This is a genomic window from Geomicrobium sp. JCM 19055 (assembly GCF_000698185.1).
Classification (GTDB): Bacteria; Bacillota; Bacilli; order Bacillales; family Marinococcaceae; genus Geomicrobium_A; species Geomicrobium_A sediminis.
Window position 1 is genome coordinate 33,151 of sequence record NZ_BAXL01000015.1, and the last position, 18,005, is coordinate 51,155.

Genomic DNA, 18,005 nt, shown 5'->3' on the forward strand with positions numbered 1-18,005 from the left:
AGGGAAAAGACGATGGAAGCGATTATTACGACGTTATCTGCTTACGGATGGGACTTGCTTGAGAAAACAGGCGAGCACATGTTCATCTCATTAGCAGCAATTTTATTAGGCGTGAGTGTTGCCATCCCGGCAGGCATTTTACTCACGAGAATACCGAAAGTGGCAGACCGCATCATTTCTTTTGTCGGCGTGTTGCAGACCGTTCCGAGTCTAGCCATTCTTGCATTTTTGATGCCGTTTTTAGGTGTTGGTATATTGCCAGCGATTATTGCTCTTTTTATCTATTCAGTACTTCCGATCTTAAGAAATACGTATACCGGTGTGATGGAAGTGGATCGTAATTTGAAAGAAGCAGGTAGAGGCATGGGAATGAGCAACTGGGAAACCGTTCGTAAGATTGAATTGCCCCTTGCTTTACCTGTCATTATGTCAGGCATTCGATTTGCGACCGTGTACTTAATTGGTTGGGCAACGCTTGCAGCATTTATTGGTGGCGGAGGTCTAGGTGACCTAATCTTCGACGGGTTGAACTTGTATCAACCAGAATTAATTATATTAGGTACCATTCCAGCAACGCTCCTTGCATTGCTCGCAAATGGGGGCCTTTCACTCCTAGAAAAGAAACTGACGCCGGTTGCCATGAGAGGTGAGACTGCATGAAAAAAATGATACCGACTGCGATGGCATCAGCGCTCGTTCTCTCGGGTTGTTCATTGCCAGGTCTTAGTGGACCCTCTGAACAAACGATCAGAATCGCAACGTTGGATACCATTGAGTCAGAAATATGGGGATACACCCTATCACATATGATCGAACATTATACCGATCTTGAAACAGAACTCGTCACGAACCTCGGATCAACGATGGTCTTACACCAAGCGATGATGCAAGAAGAAGTTGATATTACAGCGACGAGGTATACCGGAACTGACATTGCCGGTGTCTTAAATTATGAAGATATTACAGATCCAGACGAAGCGATGGATATTGTCCAACGGGAATTCGATGAGAAGTTCGACCAAACGTGGGCAGAATCCTACGGATTTGATAACAGCTATACCGTCTCTGTTACAGAAGAGTTTGCTGAACGAGAAGGTATTGAGCATGTGGATGATTTAGAACCATTCGCAGATGAATTGAATTTCGGAGTCGATAATGCCTGGGTCAACCGTACAGGTGACGGTTACGCTGCATTTACAGAAACACACTTTGCCTTTGGTGATGTGTACCCAATGGCAATTGGTCTCGTCTATGAAGCTGCTGCTTCAGGCAATATGGATGCCGTGCTCGGTTATTCTTCAGACGGCAGAATCGCTGCGTATGACTTAACTGTATTAGAAGATGATTTCTTCCCGCCGTATGATGCTTCACCTGTCGTACGAAATGAAGTACTCGACGATCATCCAGAGATTGAAGTGATCCTTAGTAAGTTAAGTGATACGGTAACAACCGAAGACATGCAAGAGATGAACTACATGGGAGACGTTGAGCTCGTTGGGCCTTCAACGATTGCTCGAAATTTTCTAGAAGAACACAATTACTTTGAAGATGGGGAGGATGAGTAATGGAAACGTTTATTACCTATGTTTCACAAAACGGCTTTTACATTTGGGAAGAGTTTTATCGTCATTTTCTAATGGCAGCATACGGCGTTCTCTTCGCTCCATTATCTCTATTCCCGTCGGTATCCTCATTGCTAGATACGGGAAGCTAAGCTCGTGGGTACTCACCTTCGGAAGCATTATCCAAACGATCCCCGTACTCGGGTTCATGGCAATTACGATGGTCGCGATGGGGTTAGGAACAACCACCGTCATTACGACCGTGTTCTTCTACTCGCTCCTTCCGATCATCCAGAACACATACGTCGGCATTAAAGGTGTTGATTCCACAGTAACGAGTGCAGCCTACGCTTCCGGGATGACAAGACTGCAATTACTTACAAAAGTCGAACTCCCCCTTGCCGTGAGCGTCATTATGGCAGGGATTCGTACCGCCCTCGTCGTCGGAATCGGAATTGTTGCGATCGGTACATTCGTCGGTGCCGGCGGACTCGGCGCCATCATCGTCCGCGGTACAAACGCAACCGACGGAACGGCAATCATCCTCGCGGGTGCCATCCCAACCGCTCTAATGGCGATCGTCGCAGACCTCGTCATGGGTAAAATCGAGCGCAAGCTGAACCCAGTGAATAAAACAGCAACGGCATAAATGATTATAGAGCCATTTCCTGCCTCTTTCGAGAGCAAGGAGTGGCTCTTCTTTTTGGATTTTACGCGGAGAGCAGAGGAGTGTAGCAAGCGAAGCGGGTAGTGTAGCAAGCGGAGCGGGTAGTGTAGCAAGCGAAGCGGGTAGTGTAGCAAGCGGAGCAAGGAATGCATCCAGACTAGAGTAAATTCGTATTTTTCTAACACATATATTAGAATAAGTAACAGATTATTGTCGCATCCGTATAACGACTAATCATGTATAAAGGGGGGATATGTATGGCTTCATCAAAAGATGTAGCTAAGCGGGCGGGGGTGTCGCAACCGACGGTATCGCGGGTGATTAATGGTTCGACGAACGTTAATAAAGCAACGATTGAAAAAGTACGGCGAGCGATGGAAGAGCTGAACTATCGTCCGAATTTAATTGCTCGTAGTTTGAAGCAAAAAAAGACGAAATCGATTGCGTTAATTTCGGGTGCGCTGCACAATCCTTTTTTTTGTTGACTCGACAACGACGATCGTAAATGTGGCAAAGGCACATGGGTATCGGACGCTGGTTTACTTTGAGGAACAAGGTAACAACGAGGTGTTTACGAAGAAGTATTAAAGCAACAAGTGGATGGTATCGTGTTATCGTCGATTTTTATTGATGACCCTATCTTTAAGGAATTGGAACATTCGAAGATTCCATTTGTTATGTTCAATCGTCGCCATCAGGCTGGTGGGAATTTTGTTGAAATTGACAATGAGCAAGCGGGTGCGCTTGCGACTAATCACTTGTTAGAGCTAGGTCATTCGAAGATTGCTTGGATTGGTGGACCGACGAATTGTTCAACGTTCCATGGTAGGCTTCTTGGATATAAGAAAGCATTAGGAGAAATGGGACGAACATCGTGGATCAAAGAGACGGATACGACTGAATCAGATGTAATCATTGCCGTCGATCAGTTACTTGCAACAGACGAACCACCTACGGCAATCTTTGCAGCAACGGATGCAATGGCTTTGAGTTGTCAAAATCACCTTATGAATAAGGGGTACCGTATTCCTGAAGACGTGAGCATCTGTGGTATGGACGACATTCCGATGAGCCGTCACGCCGCGATTCAATTAACAACGGTGACTCATGTAGCAACAAAACCGATGGGACAGTTTGCGGTTGAACATCTATTACATTTGATTGATTCGCCGAAAGCAGTAAGTGAAACGATGCAAGTCACATTAAAACCGAAACTCATTGCGAGACACTCCAGTGGGATGAAAAATTAAAATTCGAACAATTTCGTTTGTAAGTGTTTACAAAAAAGTGTGATGAAGATATACTTACGCTAAGATAAATGAATACGTATTCACGACTCTTTTTTTCTCTTTTGTGAATACGTATTCATGAAACTAGGAGGCACACCAAATGGCAGAGGTACTTAAGCTCGGTAAGAGTGAATCAGAGATTCAAGAAACGAGTGCAAAGGTTCAAGAAACGGTTGCAGGTCTAATCGAACGAATTAAGACTGATGGAGAAAAAGCCGTGCGCGAGCTATCTGAACAATTTGACAAGTGGAGCCCGACGGAATTTCGCTTATCAAAAGAGCAAATTGAGGAAGTTGTTGCTTCGGTTTCTGATGAAGTGAAAGAGGATATTCTGTTTGCGCAAGAGCAAATCCGTAACTTTGCACAAAAACAACGAGAATCGATTCAAGATATCGAAGTAGAAACTCGTCCTGGTGTTTTCCTTGGTCATAAGAACATTCCAGTCAATAGTGTAGGTTGTTACGTTCCTGGTGGACGTTATCCGATGGTGGCTTCATCGCACATGAGCATCCTGACCGCAAAAGTGGCAGGTGTAAAGCGGGTAATCGGTTGTACACCACCGCTGAATGGAGAGATTCCAGCAGCGACGGTCACGGCGATGCACTTTGCGGGGGCGGATGAGATTTATATATTAGGTGGCGTTCAGGCGATGGCATCGATGGCGCTTGGCACAGAGAATATGGATTCCGTTGATATGATTGTCGGACCAGGGAACGCGTTTGTCGCAGAGACGAAGCGTCAACTTTTCGGAAAAGCAGGCATTGACTTGTTAGCGGGGCCGACAGAAGTGTTAATTGTTGCAGATGAGACGGCTGACGCTGAAATGGTGGCAACCGATATTCTCGGTCAAGCCGAACATGGACCGACATCACCAGGCGCTTTAATTACGACATCACGATCGCTTGCGGAAGAAACGGTAAAAGAAATTGAGAAACAACTTGAAACACTATCAACAGCAGACATTGCACGAGTTGCATGGGAAGAGAACGGATCAATCATTCTCGTTGATTCCCATGAAGAAGCAGTCATTGAAGCGGATAAATTGGCTTATGAACATGTGCAGATTCTTACTGAAGATCCGAACTATTATTTAGACAACATGACGAACTACGGCGCGTTGTTCCTCGGACCAGAAACGAACGTCGCATACGGAGACAAAGTGATCGGTACGAATCATACGCTACCAACGCAAAAGGCCGCCCGTTATACAGGTGGACTATGGGTCGGGAAATTCCTGAAAAACTGTACGTATCAACGATGTACAGAAGAAGCAAGTGTGGAAATTGGTCGTTATGCGGAACGTTTATGCGAGCTTGAAGGATTTATGGGACACAAAGCTCAAGCAACGTTACGTGTTAATCGCTATAGCAAGTAGATCACCGAAGTAAAGAAGCTGAACGATGAGGATTCCTCCATCGTTCAGCTTTTTCGTGTGATCGTAAATGTTTTTGTAAAAGACTCAAGAATGTCGATCAATTGTTGTGACATCTCTGCTGGTGGAATGGGGTACTGTTTTTCAATCCAATCTACAAGGAGTCCAGCCGTGCCATGAGCCATATACAATTTATGAGCGTCGTGGTTAATGTCGTGGTCTTGATTGATCGCATAGAGATGAAATTGTTCTTTTAACACTTCGTAGATCGCTTGCGGTAAATCCCTGAGAAGACTAGGTAATGTGTCATCCAATAAGTACAAGTTAAAGAACGATTGATTCGCATAAATAAATTCAGTTAGCTCAAAAGAGGACGGACCCATCGATAAGGTCACGATGCTTTTTCCTTCCTCATAGTTACTAATACTCGTTTGCTTAATTTGTTGGAACATTTCTCTTCTTAACTCATCAGCAAGACAAAATTTATCTTGATAATGTAAGTAAAATGTCGAGCGATTATAATCGGCCTTACGAATAATATCAGTCACTGTAACATGGCTGAATCCTTTTTCATGAATCAGTTCAATGAATGCTTCTTTAAAAGATTTCTTCGTCCGTTCGCCTTGTTTTGATGATCGGTGATCACTTGAGACCATGTATGTTTCCTCCAAAAATCAACATATTAAGTAAAGGTGTCGATTGTATAGACAGATCAGAGAGGATTAACGATTGTTGAGGGTCATGAATCCGTTTACACTTAAATCGTTAAAACCGTTTCGCTTAGTATAGCATCAACGGAAGGAGAAGGTTTTATGAAGCGTTTTGAAGGTAAAGTATCAATTATTACAGGTGGAGGCTCTGGTTTAGGAAGAGCTGCTGCAAAGCAAATTGCATCTGAGGGAGCCAAGCTCGTTCTCGTTGATTTAAATAAGGAAGGTCTTGAAGAGAGTAAGCAAGAAATTCTAAAAGACACACCAGAAGCGATTGTTGAATTGGTTGAAGCGAATGTAGCGAAAGAAGAAGACGTTGAGAAGTACGTTCAATTCACAATGGATACATTTGGACAAATTGATAGCTTCTTTAATAACGCAGGTATCGAAGGGAAACAAAACCTAACCGAAGATTATGGAATTGAAGAGTTCCAACGAGTGGTTGATGTGAACTTAAACGGTGTCTTTTATGGTATGAAGCACGTGCTGAAAGTGATGAAAGAACAAGGCCATGGTTCCGTCGTAAATACTGCATCTGTCGGAGGTATTCGTGGGGTTGGGAATCAATCTGGTTATGCCGCAAGTAAACATGGGGTTGTCGGGCTAACGAAGAACTCTGGAATTGAATACGGTCAATTCGGAATCAGTATTAAGGCGATCGCGCCAGGTGCCATCATGACCGCAATGGTTGAAGGATCGTTACGCCAAATGGGTGGAGACAACTGGAAGAATCAGGGAAAGAGTTCGTCAAAGCAAACCCAATGCTTCGCTTCGGAAAGCCTGAAGAAGTCGGCTACCTAGTTGCTTTCTTATTATCAAACCAAGCGGACTTTATTAATGCCGTCGTTGTCCCAATTGACGGTGGACAGTCGTATAAATATTAAAGAATAGTAAGTGTAACGGCATGGCTATTAACAAGCTATGTCGTTTTTATTTCTTAGATACATTGACATTACCCCAACAAACTCTTATGATAATGAGTATTACAAAAATTGAATACATGATTACTTATCTAGAGTGACCGAGGGAAAGGCCCGATGACGTCCAGCAACCTCCTGAAATAGGAAGGTGCCAAATCCTACAGAATGAATTCCATTCTGAAAGATAAGTCGATAGCCGATCGAGATCGGTCATATAGACTTTTTTTTCAATGGAAAAAGGGTCTTTTTTTTATTGGATTGGAGGAAGAAGATGATCGATATTAAGCAAGTCACCAAGGTATACCATACTAAAAAGAAAAGCGTTACTGGTGTGAAAGATGTTTCCTTGACGATTCATAAAGGTGATGTTTTTGGGATTGTTGGGTATTCTGGCGCTGGTAAGAGTTCGCTACTTCGTTGTATTAATATGCTCGAAAGACCTTCTAGTGGAACGATCAGCGTAGACGGTATGGAGATGACGAAGTTAAAGGGAGAGGCACTTCGTCAGCAGAGACTTAAAATTGGCATGATCTTTCAGCATTTCTACTTAATCAATCAGAAAACGGTCTATGAGAATATTGCGTTTGCCCTGCGTGCTGCGGGGGCATCGTCTGATAAGATACCTAGTCGCGTAGAAGAGCTACTACGAGTCGTTGAGCTTTCTGATAAGCGTGATGTGTATCCTGCACAATTAAGCGGTGGTCAGAAACAACGGGTCGGTATTGCTCGAGCATTATCCAATAATCCGACTGTGCTGTTGTGTGATGAAGCAACATCAGCGCTTGACCCGACAACAACGCAATCGATCTTACGATTACTAAAATCATTGAATAAAGAGCTTGGCTTAACGATTGTGCTTATCACACATGAAATGGGTGTCGTAAAAGAGATCTGCAATCGGATGGCGATTATGCAAGATGGTGAAGTTGTCGAACACGGAAATGTGTACGATTTGTTCGCAGATCCAAGGAACACGTTAACGAAGGAATTTATCACGAATGTTGTTTCCTTTGATGTTCCAGAAGAAACCCTTGCGAAGTGTACAGGAACGATCATTAAAGTGATGTTCCAAGGTTCATCTGCAGGTGAAGGAATTATCGGAGATATGTTGCAAGAAGTCGATGTTAGAGGGAATTTCTTGCACGGTGCCATTGAGTATATTGAGGGCAAACCACTTGGGATTTTCATTCTGGAGCTTACGGGTGATCCTGAACAAGTGAATAAAGCGATGGATTACATCCAAAAACGTCACGTACGAGTTGAGGTCATCTCCCATGGATATTGAACAACTTATTGATTTACTACCAGAAATGACAGAAGCATTTTTAGAAACGATGCAAATGATCGGGATTTCAACAGCGGTTGCGATACTGATCGGACTTCCACTAGGCGTGATTTTGTTTGTGACGGATCGAGGATTGTTTTGGCAAAATCTTGTAGTGCAACAAATCTTAAGTTTTATCGTCAATGTCGTTCGTTCCATTCCTTATATCATTTTACTCGTCTTACTATTTCCAATTACGGGATTACTTGTCGGGACGACGACGGGACCGATTGCTGCAAGTGTATCGCTTTCTGTTGCGGCCATTCCGTTTTTTGCACGAATTGTGGAAACCGCACTTCGTGACATTGATAAAGGCATGATCGAAGCCGCGATTGCCACGGGTGCAACGCCGTGGATGATTATGAAAGATGTGCTATTTCCAGAAGCTCGTTCAGCATTATTCAAGGGCTCACACTTACGATCATTAGTCTCATTGCCTACTCAGCAATGGCTGGTGTCGTTGGTGGTGGCGGTATTGGTGATTTGGCAATCCGTTACGGTCATTATCGCTACGATACGACCATTATGATTTCGACGGTTGTGCTACTCATCGTACTCGTTCAATTAATTCAACAAATTGGTGATGTTGTTGCAAAACGATTAGATCGAAGATAAAGAAAAGGAGAGAAATCAAATGAGAAAACAGTTAGGAGCAATTGTAGGAGGTCTACTCATCTTAACCGCTTGTAGTGGTGAGGAGGAAGCAGGGGGTACGATGATCAGCAAGACATTACAATCGGAGCAACAGCAGGACCCTATAGCGACATGCTATCATCAGCCATCGTCCCAGGCTTAGAAGAGAAAGGTTATACCGTTGATATCCAAGAGTTTTCCGATTATGTGTACCCGAACAATGCGTTAGCGAATGAAGAAATTGATGCGAACCTTTTCCAACACACCGTGTATTTAGAGAATTTCACCGAGCAAAACAATCTAGATCTCGTTGGACTCATTGCGGTGCCGACAGCGCCGATGGGATTGTATTCTGAGGCGTATGAAACGATTGAAGATATTGAGAATGGTGATGAAATTGCCATCCCGAATGATCCGACGAATGCGGCAAGGGCATTTATGATTCTAGAAGAGGCTGGTCTTATCGGTTTCGAAGACGGTATTGATGAACTAACGGCATCCGCTCGTGATATTACAGATAATCCGTTAGATTTGCAATTTGTGGAACTTGAGGCCGCACAGTTGCCTAGACAAGTAGGAAGTTCAGAAATTACAGCTGTGCCAGGGAACTTTGCATTAAGTGCCAATCTAGATCTGTTAGAGGCACTAGAGTTAGAGAACATGCCAGATCAGTATCGAAACGTTGTTGCTGTTCGTGCAGAGGATGAAGAAAGTACATTAGCGAATGATATCGTTGAAGTCATTCAATCCGAACAATTTGAAGAAATAATTGATGAAGAATTCGAAGGTTTTGGAAAGCCAGAGTGGATGGAGTAATTTAATTAAATGGACACACGAAAAAGTTCGAACGAAGCTATACTCGTTCGAACTTTTTCATTTTGTAGATGTTATAAACGGTCGTTACAATACAAATAATCGTAACAAGGAGCGGCATATAGAATGATAAGAAGAGCGATGAATGTGTAGAAGTCGTTCCCCAATACAAAAAGATTCCTGGTGAAACAATGACACTTGATATAACACGTAGTCTGTACTTTTCAATCGTTCCTTTTAGTAACGAGTGGACAATGAAATTAGCAAAGATTATAAAAGCAATCGCAAAAATGGACCAAGCTTCAATATCCATAAATAGCATCACTCCAGAAACGTACTTAGTGTAATGGTTACCCGTAAAATAATGTAAATAATCAAGAATTATCATCTGTGTACATTGAAAAAAAAACGGGTCTTTTACATAATTACTATGATTTACGTGTTAGAGCTTTATGTAGATTACGGTGTTAGTAAATCGTTGTATGCTAAGGAACATTGTATAGAATGTCTAAACTTAAATGAGTCCATTGAACAACTATCTTGTTCAATGGACTCATTAGTTATTGCTATTTAAGCTTCTACTAAACTTCCTGTTCCACGATTTTTATCTTTGGTTTTCATAAAGTAAGCGATTGCAAGTATTCCAAGAACAATACCTGTAATGGATGTAGTTAGATCTGGGAGAATTACGAGAATGGCGCATAGTAACATGAATCCTCGCTCGAATACTCCATACAATGGTCGAATCATATAACCGGAGACTGTAGCGACTAAGAATACCGTTCCAATTAATAAAATGATAGACGCTTGAATGGTCTGCCAAGGAGTTCCAATTAATAGCAATTCTGGCTTAAAGACAAATACAAATGGAACCAAAAATCCAACGAGGGCATAACGGAAAGCAAGCAGTCCCGTTTTCCATGCTGGTGCTTTTGCAATTCCTGCGGCTGCAAATGAAGCTAAGCAAACAGGTGGTGTAATTTGTGCGATAATTGAAAAATAAAAAACGAACATGTTTGCTGGTAATGGTGCGATTCCGAGTTCTGTTAGAATCGGCACGAATAAGATGAACGATGCTAGATAAGCTGCGACAGTTGGTAAGGCAAGACCAATGAGTATACAGCCAATACCAGTTATGAGTAGTGGTAAGTATAGTCCCCCTGAGCCAAGATCAGCGATCATATCTCCTGCACTTGAAGAAAGCCCTGACATAATTACTACACCAATTATAATTCCACAAGCGGCTGTAGGAATTGCAATTTGAGCGACTTGTTTCGTTCCTTCTAAAAAGGTTTCAAATAGTTCTTTGAGACGAATACGGGACTTAAATCGAAAGAGATTGATTAGTAAGATCGCTGCAATGCCTGATAATGCGGCGTACATTAATGACGTTCCACTCAAAATGTTATAAATTACAAGTAACATTGGTGCAAGTAAGTAAAGGCGTTTTAAGATAGGGTCAGTATCAATGACAATTTCTCTAGAGAGTTGGGTGATTTTATTTTTTCTAGAAATAAAGTCTACTAAAATGAACAACGACAGTAAGTAAGCAGCGGCAGGTATAATGGCTGCAATGGCAATCTCACTATAAGGAACACCAATCATATCTGCCATAATAAACGCACCTACACCCATGATTGGTGGTAAGATTTGACCGCTTGTTGACGCAGATGCTTCAATGGCCGCAGCTTCTTCAGGCTTATACCCAGCCCGTTTCATTAATGGAATGGTCAACACACCAGTTGAGGTTACATTGGCAACTGCGCTTCCGTTTACAGTTCCAAGCAATGCGCTGCTCGCAATAGACGCTTTTGCAGGACCACCGCTACTATTGTTACCGATTTTCATGCCGAGATTTATAAGCACGTTTCCGCCACCACAAACTGCAAAGAGCGTTCCAAAAAGGATAAAGTAATACAAAAAGCCCGCCGAAGCATTCAAAGGTGCACCAAAAATACCATCTGCCCCCATGATCATCAAATCCGTAAAATGATTTAAGTTCGTTCCCGCATGACTAAAGATAGAAGGTAAAAAGCCCCCGACCCATAAGTAAGCAATAAATAGTAAAATAAAGAATAATAGATTCCAGCCAATGGTTCGACGAACCGATTCAAGTAAGATAAGGATCGTTGCAAACATTATTACGTAATCCAATAATAGTAAGCTATCAAGATATTGTATACGGTTCATCAGCCGTTCTGCTTGTGAGAAGAAATAACCGACCATAGACAAAAGTGTTACTAATATGACGCCATCAATTATGTTACCAACCCGTTGATACTGTTTGTTTACAGGCTCATTTTCTTTTGGCCTATACAAAGGAAACCAAAGAATGGCGACCGCCAATGCAAGTATTAGATGAATCGGGTTTTGCAAAAGTGGCGGAAGTGGTTGAATAAATGCCAGATACAATTGAAACAGCAAGAATGACACGGAAACAAATATAATTAGTGAACGTCGTAGCGGGAACGCCATGCCCATACCTCCTAGGTTCATGATTCTAAACATCCAGATTCTTTATAGTATTGCTCCGCCCCAGGATGAAGTGGTGCACCAGCTCTCGTTGGTTCACATGCATTCTCCGGTTCAAAGTCTTGAAATGCGGAAAAGCTGCTCACAAGTGCTTCCTTATTCTCTGCCATTTCTTTAGCCAATATATAAGCATGATCGTCGGGCATGGATTTATGAACGAGAAGTGTTGTAGGTGAGCCTACAGTTTGCATATCTTCTGATACGACACCGTTAAAGCTTCCAGCTGGGATCGTTTGCCTTGCATAACCTTGTTCAAATAACCGATCTTGCAATGAGTCACTTAGTTGTGCGAAATGTAGTCCTGTCGTAAGAGACAATTCTACATAGTTCGCTTGGTTGAGATTGGTGTGATCAATCGTAATATCAGCTCGATTATCTCGTAACATATCAATGACATTACTAGAGTCAGTGAGCGTAATGTTCCCGCCCCAAGAACGAATATCATCATACGTGACACCGAGTTCTGAAAGGATGACATTTTGGGTCACTTCACCAAATGAACCGGTATCTTTGGATGCAATTCTCACGGGGTATTCGTCATCGATCACTTCTTCTAGCGTCGTATATCCGGTCCTGTTGACGAAATTCTCTGTAAATACAACGATGGCAACCGGAGCATCTAAACCACCTCCGACGGAGCGGACGTCTTGAACTGGTGGTCGGTCGAGGATGCCATCTTCATATGCCCAGATTGCCGGAGCAGCATTACCGATCGTAATGTCTGCAGTTTGTTGTTCAATGATGTACGAGGCGGCAATTCCGCCAGGTGACGTCGTTTGTGAATGGATTTCTGTACCATCATTAAACTTCTCATCATAAATAGTAGTAAATGCATTCGTCATCGTATTAAAAGAAGTTCCTAAACCTTGAGTGGAGAACACATATTGATTTCCTGATTCGTTCGCATTACTCTCATTTGAACACCCAGTAATCACAAAGAAGATGCTTAAGAATAGGAATAATACCATTTGGAATTTCATGATTCTTTACACCTCTCGCTTATGAGATTTTGTATTGGCAAGGGTAATCGCAGTGAGGAGTGCTTGTACCATGCTTTGCTCATCTGCGAGGTTTTTGCCCGCAATGTCAAACGCTGTGCCGTGGTCAACGCTCGTTCGAATAATCGGTAAACCGATCGTAATGTTGACGCCATCGTCGATTCCAAGCACTTTAATTGGTGCGTGACCTTGATCGTGATACATAGCAATAACAGCATCATAATCACCACGTTGCGCTAAATAAAACAATGTGTCAGCAGGTAGTGGACCAACAGCATTAATACCAACAGCTTTCGCTTTCTTTATAGCAGGTTCAATCTTTTCTTCTTCTTCGCCGTACCCAAACAATCCATTTTCTCCAGCGTGAGGATTAATACCACATACGCCAATCCTTGGAGAGGAGATATCCATTGCTTTAAGTGTTTGATGTGCAAGTTCAATGGTCGTCAGAACACGTTCAGGTGTAATCCGTTGAATGGCATCGATCAGTCCCATGTGCGTAGTCACATGCATGACGTTTAATTTAGGAGAACTTAGCATCATAGAAAAGTCATCGGTGCCTGTTAAAGTGGCTAGAATCTCTGTATGACCAGGGTACACATGCCCACCAAGATGGAGGGCTTCTTTGTTAAGCGGAGCTGTGCAAATGGCATCAATGTCACCATTAAGAGCTAACTGTACTGCTTTTTCCACATAGTGATAAGCGGCGTTTCCGCATGCAGCTGATACTTTACCAAGCGACCATTCGTCTGGTAGTAGATTTAGATCGAGAAAAGGGATGCCTTCTTTTGTATCCTGGATACCAGAATGATAACGTTGAAACTGTAATGGAGTACCGATGTTTTTCATGGCTTTTTCTATAGCTTTTAAGTCGCCGATGACAACTGGTAAACAGCGTTCCAAGATTTCAGGTCGTTGTAATGCGTTTACGATGATTTCAGGACCGACGCCAGCTGCGTCTCCCATCGTAATGCCAATTACTGTTTTGTTCATTTTGTATCCCTACTTTTCACATGATTGTATGCATGTACAAGTGATCGTTCATTGCCATATGCACCAGCTTTTGTAATGATCGTGCACGTAGTTTCACCGATCAATGTCCCAAGAGGAATTCCGTCTTCGACTTCTTTAACCAAGGTTATTCCTTTTACGCCAAGCTTAGATACAATTGCTTTAGCGGTATCTCCGCCTGTTAAGACTAAGTTACTCACGTGCCCAGAACCTACACCTTGTGCCGTAATGGCTGCGAGTGTGTGTACAATAACGTAGCTGATATCTTCTTGAGGGTGTTCTGGTACTTTGTCTACAGTGAGCAACACATCTCGTCTTTGAGATAACATGTATTCTAATGTTCTTATATACTCACTTATACAAGCAGGATTCGTGGTGATTTCTGTCATATTAATAGAAAGCGTTTCGATGTCACAGTCTTGCTTGAGGTGTTCAATTTGTGTAGCAGTTCTTCCGCTAGCACTACCTGAAACGAGTAGCGTTTGACCTTCTTGTGGCAGTGATTTGCTTTCTGTTTTTGTTATCTCAAATGGTGAAAAGAGATAATCATAGAGCATTTCAATTAGCCCTGCTGAACCTACCCAAAGTGTACGATACGGTAGGGTAGAGTGAAGCATTGCGATTTTTTTGAAGTTCTTCGTCGCTAGTTGCATCACACACAACAAAAGGTGATGTAGTTAGGAGACGTTCAACTTCTTCTTCCCATTGCACTGAATTCTCGTATAGTGAAGGGCGAATATGATTGACTACTTGATTTAATTGTTGTGTTAATAAGGTTGGAATATGTGACTCGTAAACGGGTGTTTTTGGATCGGTACGTACTTCTGTATAATGAAGCAATTGATCATGAACGTAATGGAAACCTTCTTTCGTTAGACGTCCAGCTTTTGGATAGGCCGGTGCAATAATCACAACATCAAACGCGCCAGAATCGTATAATGCGTTAATCTCTGCCCCGAAATTCCCCCGTAAGGTGGAATCAATTTTTTTATAAAAGTGAGGAGTCGGGGTGATTTCTTTTAATTCATTGATTAACGATGCGATGCAATGGTAGGCGATGGAGGGAGAGAGTGCCCTAGAGTCTGTATCAAGGATTGTGACATCCTCCCATGTTCAATGGCATCTTCAGCGTTAAAAAAGACTTTTGCACACCTTCCTTTTTTGGCAAGTTGTATACCGCTATCATTCGCACCAGTTAAATCATCGGCAATAATAACGAGCTCATGAGGTCTTTTCATAATGATCTCTCCACATAGTTAAGGTTTGAGTTTCCTCCATAATGTTGAACGACTAATCCCAAGCTGTTCTGCCGCTTTTGATTGATTCATTTCATAGTGTTGCAGTGTATTTTCAATGATGATCTTTTCCATCTCATCAAGTGAAAGGTTGTTTTCAAGCATAATATTGTTTGCATACGCTAGAGATGTTGTTTGTTCAATCCCATCCCGTATAGCAGTAGATGTAATATAAGAGGAATCGGTATTCATTACTGCATACTCAATCACTTCTTCTAATTGATTGAAATTCCTTGGAAGATCGGTTGTCGTTAAAACGTCAATTGCTTCTGGTTGAAAGCCTGAGATTTGTTTCCCGTGTTTGAAATTAAAATGCGCCACAAACAGTTTACTAATACTTGAGACGTCTTCTTTACGTTCGGTCATTGTTGGAAGATGGAGCGTTTGTTTTTGTAACCAGCGTTTCAGGTAGATGCTTTTAATGTTCTCAGTTGAACTAGTGGCAATGATTTTGCACTGTTGTTCTGTCGATTCTAGAACTCGACAAAGTGTAGTGCCATCTTCTTCAGTGATATAATCAATATTTTTTTATATGAATGGTTCCAAATTTAAGATGAGGTATTGTCTTCGTAAATGAACCGATGAACCAACGACAGTCAATGGTCATATAAATACTCTCATTTCCATGTGCATGCGTGTCGTGAATTGCGCGGGCAAACATGGACTTCCCGGTACCAGGCTTACCGATAATCCAGATCGGTTTAGGGTTTACACTGCATTGTTTGGCACGAGCAATGGTTTTTTTGAATCAATGATTGGTCAGAAGCAATCATTTTTGAGAACGAAGCAACATCTGTTTTTCTCGTGCGTGTGATGCTGATTCCTTGTTCTTTATCCAGTAAATCCAAATTACTCTGGATGTGTGAAATCCAAAAATACGATTGAGACCCCTTCGTAAAAGGAATACGTTGGAAGCTCATGGTTTCACCATGAATTTCATAATGGAAGGTGCCGGGATGTTGTTCAGTTGCAACTTTATAGAAATCTGGATATAAGGAAGCAATTGAATCGTTTTTCTTCAGTTTCATCGGTTGTTGAAATGTAGAAGTTTTGACGTTGCCAAACTGATCGATGATAAATGCATGATCGCAAGATCGATTGACATGTTCTTGTAACAGTTGAACATCTTCAAGGAGTGCTTGTTTGAACGAGGTCATCTTCTTGGCTGTTTGCACGGCTTCATTTACAGCTTCAAATCCAGAAGTGATGAGAATACCGTTCAGACCAAGATGATGAGCTGTGCGTACGGTAATGGCATCCCCGATAATGACATTAAAGCTTGGTTGCAACCTTTGAAGTTGTTCTAGAGCAGAAGACTCATCGTAAATCGTATGAACATCATAGTGACGATTCATAATCTCCGAGATAACGGTTGCACCTTGCGTGATGTTTTTGAATCCGACAATCGCAACACCTTCTGAAAACTCTTCCATTAACTTCATGCTACGAATAATGTCATAAGCAGACACTTGAATATCTATGACTGGGATGGTCACTTGTTGTTCGATGAGTGTCGCAGTACCACCACGGCTAATAATAGCATCGTATCCGTTGGCTTCAGCCAACTTCGCAAGCTCAAGTCCTTCTACTAAATCCCCTTGTTGAACGTCGAACTGAATATGAGGTTCCTCAGCTGCTACTTTCCACATGACTTCTTTAAGCCCTGGATAAGGGGCAATGCCCATGATCTTCATGGTCATCTTCCTCCTTACACTTCAATGAGTTTACGATAAATGTTCTCGATTTCTGGAATGTTTAATGGTTTTGGGTTGTTGTTGAGTAAGCGTTTCACGTTAAATGCTGCTTCTGCTAGTGCTTTAATATCCTGTTCTTTCACACCAAATGATTGCAAATTTTGTGGGATATGAAGTTCGTTTGTTAAGCGTTTAATCTCTTCCACAACGGACGAAGCTGTTGCTTCATCGTTTTGAAGTTTAGGAAGGTTCATCGCTTCTGCTACGTTAACAAGCTTTGTTGTTATCGCTTCTTGGTTTACATCCATAACATGGGGGAGAAGCATGGAATTGGCAACTCCATGGGTAATGTGGAACGTGCCTCCTAATGGATAGGCAAGTGCATGAACCGCGGCAGTTCCAGCACTTGTTAATGCCATGCCACCGTACATAGACCCAATCAAAAGATTTTCACGATCTTCAAGTGATGATCCATTAAGATACGTGGGTACGATACTTTTAGAAATGCGACGTATAGCCTCCAATGCGAACATATCACTAATCGGATTTGCTTTTAGTGAGATGTACGATTCTAATGCGTGGGTAAACGCATCCATCCCAGTAGCTGCTGTTATTTCTTTAGGCAGTGTTAAGGTTAAAACCGGATCAATAATAACAAGTTCAGGTAAGAAGTACGGGCTAACAATTCCAACTTTTAATTGTTGGTCTGGGATGGTGACAATGGCATTCGGTGTCACTTCTGAGCCAGTTCCAGAGGTTGTTGGGATCAAGATTGTCGGTAAACCTTTAGATTGAACACCGTTTTCAAGCATTTCCTCAACCGATTGCAATTCGTCGTTCAAGACAGCAAGTATCTTTACTGCATCGAGAACACTGCCACCACCGATTCCAATGATTGCGTCCCAATCTTTGCCGCGCACCATTCTTCAAACGTGTTTTCGATATTCGCAATCGTAGGTTCTGGCTGAATGCTTACGGTGAAATCGAATTCTATTTGGTAATCAGATAAATTGTGTTTCATGGTTTCAAATTGTGATTTGTTTACCATTGAAGGTTGCGTAACAATGAGGACCGATGTGCCTGAATCGCTTCTTGTAGTTCAATGGCTAATTGTTCAAAACGATAAGCACCGGCGATTATTTTATCTGCTGTTTGAAATTGATACTGTGTTTGCATGAGAAGTAT

20 protein-coding genes, 4 pseudogenes and 1 riboswitch are annotated in these 18,005 nt (G+C 42.2%); of the genes and pseudogenes, 11 read left to right on the forward strand and 13 right to left on the reverse strand.

Features of this window, described 5'->3' with window-relative positions:
* Window positions 1-12: 12 nt before the first annotated feature.
* The 6 genes and pseudogenes from JCM19055_RS13690 (at window position 13) to hisD (ending at window position 4,893) form a co-directional block, all read left to right on the forward strand.
* On the forward strand, window positions 13-660 hold the full coding sequence (locus JCM19055_RS13690) for an ABC transporter permease (protein ID WP_042360127.1): 648 nt from the start codon (window positions 13-15) through the stop codon (window positions 658-660).
* Window positions 657-1,565 carry an osmoprotectant ABC transporter substrate-binding protein gene (locus JCM19055_RS13695; RefSeq protein WP_042360128.1) on the forward strand — a complete coding sequence of 303 codons (909 nt, stop codon included), beginning with the start codon at window positions 657-659 and terminating at the stop codon, window positions 1,563-1,565. The genes JCM19055_RS13690 and JCM19055_RS13695 overlap by 4 nt, the downstream gene beginning before the upstream one ends.
* Window positions 1,565-2,211 (forward strand): annotated as a pseudogene (locus JCM19055_RS13700) (ABC transporter permease). Before JCM19055_RS13695 ends, JCM19055_RS13700 begins: the two are co-directional and overlap by 1 nt.
* Before the next feature lie 275 nt (window positions 2,212-2,486).
* Complete coding sequence (locus JCM19055_RS24095) at window positions 2,487-2,714, forward strand: LacI family DNA-binding transcriptional regulator (protein ID WP_052366345.1); 228 nt, start codon at window positions 2,487-2,489, stop codon at window positions 2,712-2,714.
* A gap of 96 nt (window positions 2,715-2,810) precedes the next feature.
* Window positions 2,811-3,479 (forward strand): annotated as a pseudogene (locus tag JCM19055_RS13705) (LacI family DNA-binding transcriptional regulator); the annotation flags it as partial.
* Window positions 3,480-3,618: 139 nt separating this feature from the next.
* Complete coding sequence (hisD, locus tag JCM19055_RS13710; RefSeq protein ID WP_042360129.1) at window positions 3,619-4,893, forward strand: histidinol dehydrogenase; 1,275 nt, start codon at window positions 3,619-3,621, stop codon at window positions 4,891-4,893.
* 44 nt (window positions 4,894-4,937) lie between these two features.
* Here the strand turns inward: hisD and JCM19055_RS13715 are convergent, their stop codons facing one another.
* Window positions 4,938-5,546, reverse strand: a complete 609-nt coding sequence (locus tag JCM19055_RS13715) for a TetR/AcrR family transcriptional regulator (RefSeq protein WP_042360130.1) — start codon at window positions 5,544-5,546, stop codon at window positions 4,938-4,940.
* A 156-nt stretch (window positions 5,547-5,702) separates the two neighbouring features.
* On the opposite strand from JCM19055_RS13715, the pseudogene JCM19055_RS13720 reads away from it, so the two are divergent.
* From JCM19055_RS13720 to JCM19055_RS13735, 5 genes and pseudogenes are all read left to right on the forward strand, one after another.
* Window positions 5,703-6,484 (forward strand): annotated as a pseudogene (locus tag JCM19055_RS13720) (glucose 1-dehydrogenase).
* A 121-nt stretch (window positions 6,485-6,605) separates the two neighbouring features.
* Window positions 6,606-6,711, forward strand: a riboswitch (SAM riboswitch).
* Between the two features lie 80 nt (window positions 6,712-6,791).
* A complete protein-coding gene (locus JCM19055_RS13725; RefSeq protein WP_042360131.1) occupies window positions 6,792-7,805 on the forward strand; it encodes a methionine ABC transporter ATP-binding protein in 1,014 nt (337 codons plus the stop codon).
* Window positions 7,795-8,459: pseudogene (locus tag JCM19055_RS13730) on the forward strand (methionine ABC transporter permease). Before JCM19055_RS13725 ends, JCM19055_RS13730 begins: the two are co-directional and overlap by 11 nt.
* Before the next feature lie 19 nt (window positions 8,460-8,478).
* The gene (locus JCM19055_RS31925) at window positions 8,479-8,640 is read left to right on the forward strand and encodes a hypothetical protein (protein WP_370543151.1); all 162 of its coding nucleotides are present in this window, start codon (window positions 8,479-8,481) and stop codon (window positions 8,638-8,640) included.
* Window positions 8,610-9,293 carry a MetQ/NlpA family ABC transporter substrate-binding protein gene (locus tag JCM19055_RS13735; protein WP_152549896.1) on the forward strand — a complete coding sequence of 228 codons (684 nt, stop codon included), beginning with the start codon at window positions 8,610-8,612 and terminating at the stop codon, window positions 9,291-9,293. Before JCM19055_RS31925 ends, JCM19055_RS13735 begins: the two co-directional genes overlap by 31 nt.
* A 37-nt stretch (window positions 9,294-9,330) precedes the next feature.
* On the opposite strand, the gene JCM19055_RS13740 is transcribed toward JCM19055_RS13735, so the two are convergent.
* The 12 genes from JCM19055_RS13740 to JCM19055_RS29830 form a co-directional block, all read right to left on the reverse strand.
* Window positions 9,331-9,603 carry a hypothetical protein gene (locus JCM19055_RS13740; RefSeq protein WP_042360132.1) on the reverse strand — a complete coding sequence of 91 codons (273 nt, stop codon included), beginning with the start codon at window positions 9,601-9,603 and terminating at the stop codon, window positions 9,331-9,333.
* Window positions 9,604-9,860: 257 nt separating this feature from the next.
* Window positions 9,861-11,765, reverse strand: coding sequence for a TRAP transporter fused permease subunit (locus tag JCM19055_RS13745; RefSeq protein WP_265182169.1), 1,905 nt, complete (start codon window positions 11,763-11,765; stop codon window positions 9,861-9,863).
* A gap of 17 nt (window positions 11,766-11,782) precedes the next feature.
* Window positions 11,783-12,802, reverse strand: coding sequence for a TAXI family TRAP transporter solute-binding subunit (locus tag JCM19055_RS13750; protein WP_052366347.1), 1,020 nt, complete (start codon window positions 12,800-12,802; stop codon window positions 11,783-11,785).
* A 6-nt stretch (window positions 12,803-12,808) separates the two neighbouring features.
* Window positions 12,809-13,813, reverse strand: coding sequence for a 4-hydroxythreonine-4-phosphate dehydrogenase PdxA (pdxA, locus tag JCM19055_RS13755; RefSeq protein WP_042360134.1), 1,005 nt, complete (start codon window positions 13,811-13,813; stop codon window positions 12,809-12,811).
* Complete coding sequence (locus JCM19055_RS13760; RefSeq protein WP_042360135.1) at window positions 13,810-14,388, reverse strand: nucleotide-binding domain containing protein; 579 nt, start codon at window positions 14,386-14,388, stop codon at window positions 13,810-13,812. Before JCM19055_RS13760 ends, pdxA begins: the two co-directional genes overlap by 4 nt.
* A gap of 1 nt (window position 14,389) precedes the next feature.
* Complete coding sequence (locus JCM19055_RS24100; protein ID WP_081833709.1) at window positions 14,390-14,926, reverse strand: four-carbon acid sugar kinase family protein; 537 nt, start codon at window positions 14,924-14,926, stop codon at window positions 14,390-14,392.
* On the reverse strand, window positions 14,863-15,069 hold the full coding sequence (locus tag JCM19055_RS24105; protein ID WP_052366349.1) for a four-carbon acid sugar kinase family protein: 207 nt from the start codon (window positions 15,067-15,069) through the stop codon (window positions 14,863-14,865). Before JCM19055_RS24105 ends, JCM19055_RS24100 begins: the two co-directional genes overlap by 64 nt.
* 18 nt (window positions 15,070-15,087) lie before the next feature.
* A complete protein-coding gene (locus tag JCM19055_RS13770) occupies window positions 15,088-15,492 on the reverse strand; it encodes a helix-turn-helix domain-containing protein (RefSeq protein ID WP_081833710.1) in 405 nt (134 codons plus the stop codon).
* Between the two features lie 151 nt (window positions 15,493-15,643).
* Window positions 15,644-15,862 carry a sigma 54-interacting transcriptional regulator gene (locus tag JCM19055_RS31930; RefSeq protein ID WP_081833711.1) on the reverse strand — a complete coding sequence of 73 codons (219 nt, stop codon included), beginning with the start codon at window positions 15,860-15,862 and terminating at the stop codon, window positions 15,644-15,646.
* Complete coding sequence (locus JCM19055_RS24110) at window positions 15,828-16,820, reverse strand: PrpR N-terminal domain-containing protein (protein ID WP_052366350.1); 993 nt, start codon at window positions 16,818-16,820, stop codon at window positions 15,828-15,830. The genes JCM19055_RS31930 and JCM19055_RS24110 overlap by 35 nt, the downstream gene beginning before the upstream one ends.
* A 14-nt stretch (window positions 16,821-16,834) precedes the next feature.
* Window positions 16,835-17,743 (reverse strand): iron-containing alcohol dehydrogenase, encoded by a 909-nt coding sequence (locus JCM19055_RS13780; protein ID WP_265182170.1) that lies wholly within the window; start codon window positions 17,741-17,743, stop codon window positions 16,835-16,837.
* 118 nt (window positions 17,744-17,861) lie between these two features.
* Entirely contained in the window at window positions 17,862-17,996 is a 135-nt protein-coding gene (locus tag JCM19055_RS29830; RefSeq protein WP_265182171.1) for a hypothetical protein, read from the reverse strand.
* Window positions 17,997-18,005 lie beyond the last annotated feature (9 nt).